General features: G+C 56.9%; 7 protein-coding genes. 3 read left to right on the top strand and 4 right to left on the bottom strand.

The window, feature by feature from the left end; genetic code table 11:
- Positions 1-349 precede the first annotated feature (349 nt).
- Entirely contained in the window at positions 350-3,748 is a 3,399-nt protein-coding gene (locus tag THINI_RS18385; protein WP_245536703.1) for a choice-of-anchor A family protein, read from the top strand.
- Between the two features lie 13 nt (positions 3,749-3,761).
- Here the strand turns inward: THINI_RS18385 and THINI_RS18390 are convergent, their stop codons facing one another.
- Positions 3,762-5,363: an AAA family ATPase gene (locus THINI_RS18390; protein WP_002710030.1), complete on the bottom strand. Its 1,602-nt coding sequence runs from the start codon at positions 5,361-5,363 to the stop codon at positions 3,762-3,764.
- Between the two features lie 199 nt (positions 5,364-5,562).
- A complete protein-coding gene (locus THINI_RS18395; protein ID WP_081485941.1) occupies positions 5,563-6,606 on the bottom strand; it encodes an IS701 family transposase in 1,044 nt (347 codons plus the stop codon).
- An 86-nt stretch (positions 6,607-6,692) separates the two neighbouring features.
- Between THINI_RS18395 and THINI_RS18400 the strand changes: the two genes are divergently transcribed.
- Entirely contained in the window at positions 6,693-9,365 is a 2,673-nt protein-coding gene (locus THINI_RS18400; protein WP_002710031.1) for an SdrD B-like domain-containing protein, read from the top strand.
- A 13-nt stretch (positions 9,366-9,378) separates the two neighbouring features.
- On the opposite strand, the gene THINI_RS18405 is transcribed toward THINI_RS18400, so the two are convergent.
- Together THINI_RS18405 and THINI_RS18410 are read right to left on the bottom strand one after the other, a co-directional pair.
- On the bottom strand, positions 9,379-10,980 hold the full coding sequence (locus tag THINI_RS18405) for an AAA family ATPase (protein ID WP_002710032.1): 1,602 nt from the start codon (positions 10,978-10,980) through the stop codon (positions 9,379-9,381).
- A 106-nt stretch (positions 10,981-11,086) separates the two neighbouring features.
- Positions 11,087-11,290 carry a hypothetical protein gene (locus tag THINI_RS18410; protein WP_040839594.1) on the bottom strand — a complete coding sequence of 68 codons (204 nt, stop codon included), beginning with the start codon at positions 11,288-11,290 and terminating at the stop codon, positions 11,087-11,089.
- Positions 11,291-11,567: 277 nt separating this feature from the next.
- Between THINI_RS18410 and THINI_RS18415 the strand changes: the two genes are divergently transcribed.
- A complete protein-coding gene (locus tag THINI_RS18415; RefSeq protein WP_002710033.1) occupies positions 11,568-14,072 on the top strand; it encodes an SdrD B-like domain-containing protein in 2,505 nt (834 codons plus the stop codon).
- Positions 14,073-14,088: the final 16 nt, after the last annotated feature.

Genomic DNA, 14,088 nt, shown 5'->3' on the forward strand with positions numbered 1-14,088 from the left:
GGTATGTTTTCGCCTGCATGTATACTTATTCAGCCATAAGACAGGTTAATTTATGCATTATCTGCCCATCAACAGGATAAAAAAGCGACAAGCAGAAATGTTTCGCCGGCTAATGCTCTTGGGCATTCAGGGCGCAGAATAATTTAACAATGGCTCTATATGCGTTCTGGGTCTTATGTGTTCCGATCGTGACTAATCGTGTCGTAAGCACTTGCTACTTAAGAAATAGTTTGCATGGTCTCAGGTTGGATTTTTCCCAGTACTCTGGAATCCATACAGAGCCTTGCTTAATTTGATAACAGTTATGGTCTGCTCAGTGATGAATACTGCGAAAATGAAAAAAACTTTGATGACGGCGATCTGTCTGGGCTTTGCCGTAGCTCAACCCGGTTTATTGTCAGCAGCATCATTGCCTACCGGTTTTGGTACCTGTGAAGGGCAATATTGCCCTGCTTCTTATCAGTCTCCACAAAACTGTGGCCTCAATGGTGCAGATTCAGGGTACAGCGTATTTGTTGGCGGAAACCTTACGAGCAATGCGGCAGAGCTTGAAGGTCTGGGGCTGATTGGAGGAAATCTGACACTAAATTCACAATACAATGTTGGTCAGGTAGGCGTTGGTAGTTGCACTACCGCGCCGTGGGGTGGTGACCAGCTCCAGGTAGGTGGAAGCATCAATGATGTTTCAAAAGTTCGGTTACCAAACACCGGCGGAGGATATCGGCAAAATGGCGCCGGAATCCCGAATTTTACTACCTATGTCAGTGAGGCAATCTCAGGGTTGACATCAATAAGCTCCTGCCTGGGTGGATTTGATGAAACAGCGGATAGCCAGGTTTACAGGGGAACCTTGCTGTCACAGTGGGGGCAGGTGACACTGGACTGTGATAGTGGAATAAAAACTAACGGTATGTGTCCTGCGGGTATATACCTGTTTGATCAAGCTACAGATATTGATGTCGGCTATATCTCTTCCCTGGATGCCTCAGTGTTTCCTTCCGATGGAAGTGCTACCTTGATCATCAATATGACAGGCGTCTCGGCTACAGTCAGGGTGCAATCTGCTAATTCCACCCCGACACATGTGATTTCCCGTTATCTGCTGTGGAATTTTCCCAATGCGACAACGGTGAATATTGAGGGCTCGTCACAGTTTGACGGGATGGTGCTGGCGCCTAAAGCCAATGTCACTGTTAATGCCTCAGGCATGAATGGGCGTTTTGTCGCGGGCGGTGATGTTGTACACAATCCAGGTGGTTCTGAATTCCATAATTATGATTTTATTGGCTCTATTCCTGACTCATGTCTTGCCCCCATGCCTGCGCCGCCATCTGTTGAAATCGGCAACCGGGTCTGGGCAGACCTGGATGCCGACGGCATTCAGGACGCTGGGGAGCCAGGCATAGACGGTGTAGACGTTACCCTGAGCTGTTCTGTTTATCCTTATTTGGATTCCACCACAACAACTTCCGGAGGTGGAGAATATTACTTCAGTAACGCTATGGGCGGCACGAATGTCCCGTCTATGGCCTTTGGCAAAGCCTGTACCGTGAGTATTGCAGATGGGCAGGCTGCCCTGACGGGTTATTCGCTGACGCAGCAAAATGCTGGTGGGGACAGCAGTAACGACCCGGCAACCGATTTACACGACTCGGATGCGGCGGAGAGCAACGGCAAAGCTAGCATCAGTTTCACGGTAGGGAATGCTGGCGAGGACAATCATGGTCTGGATTTTGGTTTTACCGGAGAGATCTGTAGCCTGAATCCCCCCACCATTGTGTCCAGTTGTAATGACAATGGCACCAGTTCTGACCCATCCGATGACACTTTCAGTTACACCATTAACCTGACCGGCTCCAATGCCGGGACAAGCTATAACATTGGTGGTGGTGATGTGCATTCAGGCGTCACATACGACATTGATCAGGGGCCATTTGGCAACTTCCCGATCAGTGGCGGTGATATTAGCCTGACGCTGACGGATTTCGATGAGGTCGCCTGTACGCTGGCGGACGTGGCGGTGGCAGCCCCGGCTACCTGCTCAGACCAGGCTCCGCCACGGACACCGTTGCCGTTGGTTTCCGCTTCCTGTAGCGCGACGGATTCTGACCTTTCCACTTCCTCCTATGTTTACGGGCATCAGATCGACGGGAGCCATAAAGACAAGGCCGCCCTGGTGTCCTTTGCCTACACCGATGTGAACGACCCGCTAACCCCCCTGGCAACCGCCGCGCAAATCGGCACAACCTGGGGGCTGGCGCATCATGAGTCCGGCAACACGCTGTACGCCGCCGCACTGATGAAGCGTCATGCCGGTTTCGGCCCGGGTGGCCCCGGCGCCATCTATCAGGTTCATGCCGGTACGGACGGGGAACTGGGGACAACGGATGATGCGTTGGGCACGTTGGTGACACTGAATGCCGGTACTGACCCACACCCGGCGACAGCGGCAGGGGATTGGTTCCACGACGCCGCCTCTTTCGATGCTGTCGGCAAGCTGGGGCTGGGGGATATTGACCTGGCGGCGGATGGCTCTGCCTTGTATGCCATCAACCTGTATGACCGCAAGCTTTACAGCATTCCGCTCAGCGGCGCTACCCCGCCGGTAGCCGGTTCCCCCACCAGCACCGCGTTGCCGGTGCCGGGAGACTGCCCGCTTGACCCGGCAACACCATCCGGGGAGATGAACCTGAATGTGCGGCCGTTTGCTGTCAAGGTCAACGGCGACCGCTTGTACGTCGGTATGACCTGTACCGCCCAGTCGACTGGCAATGCGGCGGATTTGCGTGCCTATGTGTATGAATACGATGGTACGGATTTCCTCCAGGTTTTGAATGTGCCACTGAATTACACCCGTGGCACGGATACCGGCATGAACCTGGATTGGCGGGCCTGGACGGATGATTTCACCCAGATCACCCCGTTGCCGGCTGATAATAGCTACCGGGTGAGGCCGCAGCCATGGTTGGCCGACCTTGAATTCGATGGCGGTGACCTGATCCTCGGTTTCCGCGACCGTACCGGCGACCAGTTGGGGCGCTTTGCCGGGTCAACGGACACCAATGACAACGGTACCTATACAGCGCTGGCCTTCGGTGACATCCTGCGTGCCTGTGGCAATCCGGACGGCTACTGGACGCTGGAGGCAAACGGCAGTTGCGGCTCTGCCAGCAGCAGCGGCGTCGGTAATGGCATCGGCCCGAATAACGGTGAGTTTTACGTCGGGGATCAGGGTATTCATATCAACAGTTCCTCCGGCGCCTTGGCTTTATTGGGCGGCTCAGGCGAAGTGGTCACAACGCAAATGGACGCGGCGCAGGCCGTGACCAGCGGCGTGCGTTGGCTTTCCAATAGTGACGGGCAGGCGCTGCGCGGCAAAACAGTTGCCCTTGGTGGCATCACCAATGAAGGTTTCGGCAAGGGTAATGGGCTTGGGGATCTGGAAATCCTGTGCGCCACACCGGTGCAGGTTGATATCGAATTAACCAAAACGGCTGATAAAACCAGTGTTAAACGTGGAGACACGGTGGTTTATACCCTGACTGCCAGCAACACCAGTACAACCAATGCCACAGGTGTCCAGGTGACGGATGTGCTGCCAGCAGGTGTAACGCTAACCTCCCCGCCAGAACAGGCGTCACAGGCATCGCAAGGCACGTACAACAGGACAACGGGTGTCTGGGACATTGGCAATCTGGATGCGGGGCAGCCGCCCGTGACGCTGACCATTACCGTGACAGTGGATTAAGCAAGTCAGCCCGTCAGGCTCCCCACACCCCAATCTGGCGCGTGCCGTACAGTTCGGCACGCTGCCAGATACGCGCATCCCAGGCCGTTTCCGGGCGGCGGTCGAAAATCAGCAGGTGCGCCTCATCCGCCCCGCACTGGTCGGCATAGCTGGCGGTCTGTTCCAAGCCTTCGGCCAGGGTGGTTTCCAGCGACTTGTGCAGGATTTTCAACTCCAGCACGATGCGCTGCACCTCGCCGTAAAAGCCCTGTTCCTCATCCAGCGGCCATTCGATGTACAGGTCGGTGCGTTTCCTGCCCAGGCCGTATTCGCGGTTGATGCGCCCGCCGCCGTTGATGATGCGCTGTAAAAACGCTTGCAGCAGCAATTGCGGCCCGGCCTCCTTGTAGTCAAAACGCTCAATCCAGGCATCGGCGTTCTCGCGGAAAAACTGCTGGAAGGCGGCCAGCAGTTTGGGCATGTCGAGGCGGCGTTGCGGGGTCAGGTACCAAGCCTGCTGGTGGGCAATGGTGACTTGCCGCGTCCAGGTGAGTTCACGTGGGATCACCTCCTGGTAGATGCGGTTGGCAATGCGCAATTGCGGGCGGGTTTCGATCAGGCCCAGGTCAACAGCGTATTGCATGTCGTCGGGGGAAATCGTATCCGTGCCGCTCATGCTGCCTGCCAGCAACTGGCTGATGACCGCGTGTACACGCGGCTCGCGCAGCTTGTCGGTCAACTGGTCAAGGTGGGTGGCGCGGGACTGGATCAGGCGTTCGCGGGCGGCGCGGTAGCGTTCCAGCGTGAGGGGGGTGCTGCGGTCGCGGGCGGCCTTGTCTTTCCAGGTCAGCTCATGCCCCAGGGCATTGACCAGCCAGGGTTGCCCACAGGTGTCTTCCCACAGTTCAGGAAAGATGGCGCTATCGAAGCGTTGTCCGGTGTCTGCCGTGTGTTGGGCATACAAGGTGTTGACTTCATCCCGGCTGAAACTGCCGATGCGTAACGACTCGCTCTTGACGTTGAAAGCGCTGCCGCCGGTAATGATCTCATGGTGCGAGGTGTGGATGCGGTAATCGCGCACATCGCGCACCCCGCACAGGATGGCGCTGTGTACGAATGGCACGCCGGGGCGGCCAATGTAGCCTTCGCGCAACTGGCGCAGCAGGGAAATCAGCGTGTCACCGACCAGGGCATCGACTTCATCAACCATCAGTACAATGGGCTTGTCGTTTTCCCTTGCCCAGCGGCTGAGGAGTTCGCGCAGGGTGGCGTGTTCGCCCATTATTGGCCACAGTTCATGATGCCAGTGGCGTAAACGTGAATCCTGCAAACGTGCTTCTGCGCCATAGATCAGGCTGCCCAGGATGGCCTTCATCCCGGCGGCGACATCGTTGCGTGCCGCTTGCGCGGATTCGACATTGATGTAGAGTGCAGTGTACTCACCCGCCTGGTTGAGCGCGTCCATCATCGCCAGCAACAGGCTGGTCTTGCCGGTCTGGCGCGGGGCGTGCAGGACGAAGAACTTTTCATCATCAATCAGGCGCTGGATTTCAGCCCAGTCTACCCGGCTTGTTGGGTCAATAAAATAGTGTTTGTCGGGTCTGACAGGGCCTGCGGTGTTGAAATGTCGGGGCATGGGCTATCCAGGGAAGAAAGGCATTCCCCCATTATAGCAGCAAGGGCGCTGTCACTGGCGCTTCATGATGTGGTTCAGCCATAAGCAAGGCTGATTGAGTCATTATCCGCACATTATCGGCTAAAAAACGATGGCCGGTAGTGATTTTGTGACGAATGCTGTTAGGCGTTCAGGGCGTAGAATAATTAAAGGTTAGGACTTACGCATTGACGGCGGCCTGAAATTGTGGGTTGAGGTGCTGCTTGCCTTGCATGAAGCGGCTGACAAAAGCAGCCACAGCATCCGTGTACAAGTCGCGTTGCCATTGGTAGGCGTTGCTGATGATGTCAACAAACTGCATCTGTTGCAGGTGGACATAGCTGCACAAGGCGGCAAAGATATGGTTACGTATCGGGACGTTGCCGCGTACCTGGAATTTCTCGATATGGCAGACCTGCTTGATCATGCGGTGGTATTGCTCAATCTGCCAATGCTGGTCATGCAGGGTCTGGAAATCCGCTTGCTGGAAGGTGTCATAGGCGTCAGCATTCGGGAGGAAAACCACGTAATGGCGCAGTTGGTCTTTTAACTGCGTCCGAAACAGCTTTACCTCGCCAAATTCGCGTAACCAGACCCTCAGCCCGTCAGCAGGGATGTCCAGTTTCTGTACCTGCACCCATGACCCCTTTTCGGTGGATACCCGGCGGTTGCTTTCCACAGCGAACAGGAACCCCATGCGGTGGTTTCTTACCGTTTTGAGGTTGCCCACACAGGAATACCAGCTATCCCCGGTCATGAAGGCGGGTTGCAGCCCCCATGCCAACACGTCCTCCAGCATGTCGAGGAAATAATCATTCTTGGTCTTGCCCTCTGCCTTGTCATACACCCGGTAGTTGACCGGCAGGCTGCGCCCTTGCGGGTCACTGTAATACAACGTGATCAGGTTCAGCCCCTTGACCACCCGGTGGTGCTTGCCTGACCAGAAGTGTCCAACCAGCTCCATATGCTGGCTGTAGGGTTTGTCCAGCGTGCTGTCATCCACATTCAATGTCCCGCCCACCAGGTTCAGCAGCCGCGATGCTTCGTTGAACAGGTCTTTTGGCTCATAGGCTTCCCGCAACAGGAAGCGGTTTACACTGTCATGCGAGATGCCCATCACTTCCGACAGGCGGGTGCAGGTGCTTGATTTCGGTTCACTCATCAGAAACCCCATGTACATTGGCAGGGTGCAATTGGCTGTCGGTGGGCGTTTGGGCCTTCTTATCATTGGCTTTTATGTCGCGTGAAAAACTTATTCCTGACACAGACAGGGCTGCTTCGTCAATGCGTAAGTCCTAAAGGTGATCAATCATGGGGAAGGCAGATCAGGTAATCCGTGGGGGTAGGGGACTGACTTTACCCAGCGTCGGGAATAGTCGGCGTGGGGTTAACGCCAATAGGGCGTACCGGAAACCTGTGCTGGCTCTCATGTTATTGTGGGTGCTGCTGTTGACAGGAGGGGAGGCACTGGCCTTCACGCTGAGTGGGCCGATTACGGGCCGGGTCTACCAGGACTTCGATAGCGACGGCACCATCGATACCAGCGGCACGGTGCAGGATGTTGGCGTCGCCAATGTACAAGTCTCGATCTACGACTCCACTGGGGCGTTGCGCGAGACGACGACTACCGATGCGAACGGAGACTACACCTTTACGGTAGCTTCGTTGGATGGCGTGCAGGGGCCTTATCGTGTGGAGTTCACCAACCTGCCCAGCGGCTACGAACCCAGCCGAGTGGCCAGCGGCACACAGAACGGTACGAGCGTACAGTTTATCAATGCGGACACCGCCGCTGCCCGCACGGTCAACTTCGCTGTGTTGGAGCCTTGTGACTATTGCCAAGCCAACCCCTTGTTGACAACCACAGGTCAACGCAACGGCTCCGGGTTCGGGCTAAACCAGACGAGCGTGATGTCCTTTCAATACAACGCAACAGGCGCCGTGGCAGGTGTGGCTGCCATCAGTGACACCGGGAGCGTGTGGGGGGTGGCGTATGACCGTGACAACAAACTCCTCTTTACTTCTGCCCTGGCAAAACGACACGCTGGTTTTGGTCCGCAAGGCAGTGGCGGCATCTACGTCATGGATATGAGTCTTGCCACCCCTGCCATTGTGGGGAGTTTTACGATCAGTGGTGTGAGCGGCATTTCGACAGGCGCTATTTCCCGCTCACGGGTTACTGGGGCGATTTCAGCAGGTGCTGCCGGTGATAATCAATTGTCGGATGTCTCGACTAACCCGAACCGCGATCTGGATGCCTTTGCCAAGGTGGGTCTGACCAGTTTGGGTGATATTGATGTGGATGAGAACGGCAATTTGTGGGTCGTCAACATCAACTCAGGGGCCCAGTCGTTGGTCAAGTTAGATTTGTCGGGCTACACACCGGTGATGAATGGGGCACCCCCTTCACTTACAAATTATCCGTTGTCGTCACTCAGTGGATTACCCGCTTGTTCAGGTGGCTCCTTCCGCCCATGGGCACTGGCTTTTCAGCAAGGAAAGGGTTATTTGGGTGGTGTGTGCGATGCCATGACTTCGCAAAATGCGGCGAACCTGCGGGCGTATGTGTTGCAGTTTGACCCAGCCGCCGCTACGCCGGGTTTTAGCACTGTTATTTCCTTCCCGCTCAACTTTACTCGTGAAAATGTGGGAGGGAACCGTGTCGGTAAATGGCGACCGTGGGTCACCGGTTGGTCGAATGTGACTACGGCAGCAACGGCAGAGGGAACCAAAGTCCGTCAAGGTACTTTCTACGCCTATGCTCAACCGATCTTGAGTGACATCGTGTTTACAGACAACGGCTCCATGGTGCTGGGATTTATCGACCGCATGGGGCATCAATTGGGAGCGGTGAATTATGTACCCGTTTCCGGCTCGACGACAACCATTGATGTCACCGCTGGTGGCGATATCGTGCAGGTTTGTAATGTCAATGGCTCATGGGTGCTGGAAGGGTCGGCAGCCAGTTGTCGGCATAACGATCCTGCGTTGGGCAGTGGCACCATTGGTTCCCTGGATACAGACGGCCCATCGAATGTTGGCGAGTATTATTTTCAGGAATCCTATGACGGCAATCATGAAGAACTAGCAAACGGCGGGCTGGTGATTCTTCCCGGTACAAACGAAGTGGTAGCGACCTTGTATGATCCTGAACCGCCAAACGCTGGTGTCACCAACGTGAATATCCAGGGCGCACGCTGGTTCAATACGACCAGCGGTGCGATGGCGCGGTATAATCAACTGGTTGGTGGAGTGGCTACCGCAAACTTTGGTAAGGCACATGGTTTGGGTGATCTGGAATTATTGTGCGACCCTGCCCCCATCGAAATCGGCAACCGTGTGTGGGAAGACACCGATGGCGACGGCATCCAGGATGCAGGCGAAGCGGGCATTGACGGTGTTGACGTTACCCTGACCTGCGGTAGCGATGATGCCACGGCGACCACGGCCAATGGTGGCCAGTACCTGTTTTCCAGTACCAGCAATGCTGCTTTCCTGTCTTCCGGCAAGACCTGCACGGTTGTGGTTACCAACGGGCAGCCCGAACTGACTGGCCTGGAGGTCACTGCCCAGAATGCTGACGGGGCGACGGATAACAACGCTACGACGGACTTGCGTGACTCTGACGCTAGCGCCGCCGGGCAGATTGTTGTGACCGTCGGGGAGCCGGGTGAGAATAACCATACGCTGGATTTTGGCTACCGGGAAGCGGCAGTTGACATCGAACTGGGCAAGGTCGCCGACAAAGCCAATGCCCGCCGTGGCGACACGGTGGTTTATACCCTGACGGCCAGCAATACCAGTACAACAAATGCCACCGGTGTACAGGTGACGGATGTGCTGCCCGCCGGGGTAACGCTGGCAACCGGGACGCCGCCGGTAGCATCGCAAGGCACGTACAACACGACAACGGGTGTCTGGGACATTGGCAACCTGGGGGCAGGGCAGGACGAGACGCTGACCATTACCGTGACAGTGGATTAAGCAAGCCAGCCCGTCAGGCTCCCCACACCCCGATCTGGCGCGTGCCGTACAGTTCGGCACGCTGCCAGATACGCGCATCCCAGGCCGTTTCCGGGCGGCGGTCGAAAATCAGCAGGTGCGCCTCATCCGCCCCGCACTGGTCGGCGTAGCTGGCGGTCTGTCCCAGCCCTTCGGCCAGGGTGGTTTCCAGCGATTTGTGCAGGATTTTCAGCTCCAGCACGATGCGCTGCACTTCGCCGTAAAAGCCCTGTTCCTCATCCACCGGCCATTCGATGTACAGGTCGGTGCGTTTCCTGCCCAGGCCGTATTCGCGGTTGATGCGCCCGCCGCCGTTGATGATGCGCTGTAAAAACGCTTGCAGCAGCAATTGCGGCCCGGCCTCCTTGTAGTCAAAGCGCTCAATCCAGGCATCGGCGTTCTCGCGGAAAAACTGCTGGAAGGCGGCCAGCAGTTTGGGCATGTCGAGGCGGCGTTGCGGGGTCAGGTACCAAGCCTGCTGGTGGGCAATGGTGACTTGCCGAGTCCAGGTGAGTTCACGTGGGATCACCTCCTGGTAGATGCGGTTGGCAATGCGTAATTGCGGGCGGGTTTCGATCAGGCCAAGGTCAACAGCGTATTGCATGTCGTCGGGGGAAATCGTATCCGTGTCGCTCATGCTGCCTGCCAGCAAGCGGCTGATGACCGCGTGTACACGCGGCTCGCGCAGCTTGTCGGTCAACTGGTCAAGGTGGGTGGCACGGGACTGGATCAGGCGTTCGCGGGCGGCGCGGTAGCGTTCCAGCGTAATGGGGGTGGAACGGTCGCGGGCAGCCCTGTCCTCCCAGACCAACTCATTACCCAGGGCATTGACCAGCCACGGTTGCCCACGGGTGTCTTCCCACAATTCGGGGAAAATGTCAGGGGCAAAGACCTGTCCGGTTTCCGCCGTATGTTGTTGGTACAGGGTTTCGACCTCAGTGTGGGTAAAATTGCCGATAACCAGGGATTTGCTCTTGACGTTGAAAGCGCTGCCGCCGGTAATGATCTCATGGTGCGAGGTGTGGATGCGGTAATCACGCACATCGCGCACCCCGCACAGGATGGCGCTGTGTACGAATGGCACGCCGGGGCGGCCAATATAGCCTTCGCGCAACTGGCGCAGCAGGGAAATCAGCGTGTCACCCACCAGGGCATCCACTTCATCAACCATCAGTACAATGGGCTTGCCGTTTTCTGCTGCCCAGCGGCTGAGCAAGGCTTTAAGCGCGCCTTGCGTGCCGTGCAATTGCCACAATTCATCGTGCCACGCTAACAAGCGCGGGTCGCCCAAACGGGCTTTGGTGTCGCTGGCAAGCGTCGCCACGATACTTTTCATCCCGGCGGCAACGTCATTCCGGGCGGCTTGCGCGGATTCGACATTGATGTAGAGGGCGGTGTATTCACCCGCCTGGTTGAGCGTGTCCATCATCGCCAGCAGCAGGCTGGTCTTGCCGGTCTGGCGCGGGGCGTGCAGGACGAAGAACTTCTTGGCGGCAATCAGTTGGTGTATTTCTTCCCAGTCGACACGGGTCATGGGGTCAATGCAGTAATGGTCTTCGGGGTGGACAGGGCCTGCGGTGTTGAAATGTCGGGGCATGGGTGGGGTGCTCCATGAATTTGGATGGCTGGGCTATTGTAGCAGAAGGGGCAAGCGGCGGGCACTTTGGTTTGTGGAGGTAACGGATAAGCCACCCAGCCCCTGCTTATGCCCCCCACACCCCAATCTGGCGTGCCCCAAACGCTTCCACCCGCTGCCAAATCCGCGCATCCCAGGCCGTTTCCGGGCGGCGGTTGAAAATCAGCAGGTGTGCCTCATCCACCGGCCATTCGATGTACGGGTCGGTGCGTTTCCTGCCCAGGCCGTATTCGCGGTTGATGCGCCCGCCGCCGTTGATGATGCGTTGCAACTGACTTGCTGCGTCCAGATGAGTTCACATCGGCTTCGGCATGAACCGGGTCTGCGGTGTTGAAATGTCGGGGCATGGGCTATCCAGGGAAAAAAGGCATTCCTCCATTATAGCAGCAAGGGGGCTGTCACCGGCGCTTCATGATGTTATTCAGCCATAAGCAAGACTGATTAAGGCATGATCCGCACATTATTGGCTAAAAAACGATGGTCGGTAGTGATTTTGTGACGAATGCTGTTAGGCGTTCAGGGCGTAGAATAATTAAAGGTGATCAATCATGGGGAAGGCAGATCAGGTAATCCACGGGGGCGGCGGGGCTAACGCCAACGTGCCGTACTTGCTACAGGCATTAACTGCCATGTTGCTGTGGGTGCTGCTGTTATGGGCAGGGGGCGTTCAGGCCGCACCTTTCACACCGAGCGGGCCGATTGCGGGGCGGGTCTACCAGGACTTTGACAGCGACGGCACCATTGATACCAGCGGTACGGTGATCGACGTTGGCGTCGCCAATGTGCAAGTCTCGATCTACGACTCCACTGGGGCGTTGCGCGAGACGACGACTACCGATGCGAACGGAGACTACACCTTTACGGTAGCTTCGTTGGATGGGGTACAGGGGCCTTATCGTGTGGAGTTCAGTAGCTTGCCCAGTGGTTACGGATCCGGCCAAAACGGGACGCAGAGCGGTACGAGCGTACAGTTTATCAATGCTGACACCGCCGCTGCCCGCACAGCCAATTTGGCCCTGTTGGTGCCTTGTGAATACTGCCAGGCCAATCCAACCATGGCAGTGGTATACCAAGCCGACAGCACCTCAGACTCGGCGCTGAAAACGGTCAATACCCAGTTGTTGTTTGATCCCACCTATTTCACCTACGACACAACGAACAGAGTGCCCACCGACCAAGTGGCGACTTTTGCAGAACTAGGCTCGTTGTTTGGGTTGGCGTACCGAAATCAAAGCGGTGATCTGTTTGCCGGTGCGTTTGCCAAGCGTAACGGCATCGGCTTTGGCGCGGGGGGGGCCGATGCCGTCTATCGTATTCCCGTCAATGGCGGCACACCGCAACTCTTCTTTAATCTTGCCAACCTAACCGGCGGGGCGAGTGCTGGTTCTTCCGCTGCAATTGATAGTGATTCAGAGGCGCAGTCGCAGGTTGGTTTCAGCGGCTTAGGCGACCTTGAATTGTCGCTGGATCAACAGACGCTCTATCTGGTCAATCTGGCCAACCGGAATCTTTATGCAGTCCCCTTGAATACGGCGACCACCCCGATTACCCATACTGGCAGCACCACTGGGTATGCCATTCCCGTCCCCGCAACCTGTACAGGGGGAAGCGGTGCGCAGGGCTTGTCCGCCCTGGGGCTGGGGGTGCATCCGCGGACGGGCAAAGTCTATGTTGGCTTGACTTGTACGGGGTATACGGCTGCGACATACAGCAATTCTGCCTTGCGCGCCTATGTCTACGAGTTTGACCCTGCGGCCTCCGCTTTTAACACGACCCCCGTCATTGACCAGCCATTGACCTATGCGCGTGACACTAGTGAAAGGAATCAGACCTGGAACAATTGGAGCACCGTAATCTCACCACTTAATTTCAGCACGTTCAAACATCCCTGGCTCTCCGATATCGAATTCGTCGGCGCAGATATGGTGCTGGGCTTCCGTGCTCGCTCAGGTGACATGATTGAGGATTCGTCAGGCACCCAAGGTGGCGAGACCTTATATGCGTGCGCCAATGGCAGTGGCGGCTGGACTGTAGAAGCCAGCGGTGGCTGTGAAGGGCGTAGCTCGGTAGTCGGAGCTACGAACCTGAGAGGCAATGCCCCGAATCTGCAAGGGCCGGGAACGCCGCAGGGCGAATGGTATTGGGACGATGATGGTCGCGAAGGTGAGGCAGCAAACGGTGCGCTGGCGCAGCTTCCCGGCGGCCCGCTCTTCTCAACGCAGATCGATGGTCTTGGCCGCAATTATCGAATGGGTTTTTACGCCTTCAACAACGTCACCGGACAGGTGATTGGCGGGGCCAATACTACCTATCTTGGCGCGAATTTTGGAAAGGCCAATAACTTTGGCGATATTGAATTGCTCTGCGACCCCGCCCCCATCGAGATCGGCAACCGAGTGTGGGACGACACCGATGGCGACGGCATCCAGGATGCAGGCGAAGCGGGTATTGACGGTGTTGACGTTACCCTGACCTGCGGTAGCGATGTTGCCACGGCGGCCACGGCCAATGGTGGCCAGTACCTGTTTTCCAGTGCCAGCAATGCTGCTTTCCTGTCTTCCGGCAAGACCTGCACGGTTGTGGTTGCCAGCAGCGGGCAGCCCGAACTGGATGGCCTGGAGGTCACTGCCCAGAATGCTGACGGGGCGACGGATAACAACGCTACGACGGATTTGCGTGACTCTGACGCTAGCGCCGCCGGGCAGATTGTCGTGGCCGTCGGGGGGGCGGGTGAGAATAACCATACGCTGGATTTTGGCTACCGGGAGCAAGCAGTGGCAGTTGACATTGAACTGGGCAAGGTCGCGGATAAAGCCAATGCCCGCCGTGGCGACACGGTGGTTTATACCCTGACTGCCAGCAACACCAGTACAACAAATGCCACCGGTGTACAGGTGACGGATGTGCTGCCAGCAGGTGTAACGCTGGCAACCGGGACGCCGCCGGTAGCCTCGCAAGGCACGTACAACACGGCAACGGGTGTCTGGGACATTGGCAATCTGGATGCGGGGCAGCCGCCCGTGACGCTGACCATTACCGTGACAGTGGATTAAGGGATGCGCATGAAAT

The sequence above is a fragment of the Thiothrix nivea DSM 5205 genome (assembly GCF_000260135.1).
GTDB lineage: Bacteria > Pseudomonadota > Gammaproteobacteria > Thiotrichales > Thiotrichaceae > Thiothrix > Thiothrix nivea.

Coding starts and splice junctions, on each gene's coding strand:
- THINI_RS18385 (WP_245536703.1), top strand. CDS start 350: ATGACGGCGATCTGTCTGGGCTTTGCCGTAGCTCAACCCGGTTTATTG.
- THINI_RS18405 (WP_002710032.1), bottom strand. CDS start 10,980: ATGCCCCGACATTTCAACACCGCAGGCCCTGTCCACCCCGAAGACCAT.
- THINI_RS18390 (WP_002710030.1), bottom strand. CDS start 5,363: ATGCCCCGACATTTCAACACCGCAGGCCCTGTCAGACCCGACAAACAC.
- THINI_RS18400 (WP_002710031.1), top strand. CDS start 6,693: ATGGGGAAGGCAGATCAGGTAATCCGTGGGGGTAGGGGACTGACTTTA.
- THINI_RS18415 (WP_002710033.1), top strand. CDS start 11,568: ATGGGGAAGGCAGATCAGGTAATCCACGGGGGCGGCGGGGCTAACGCC.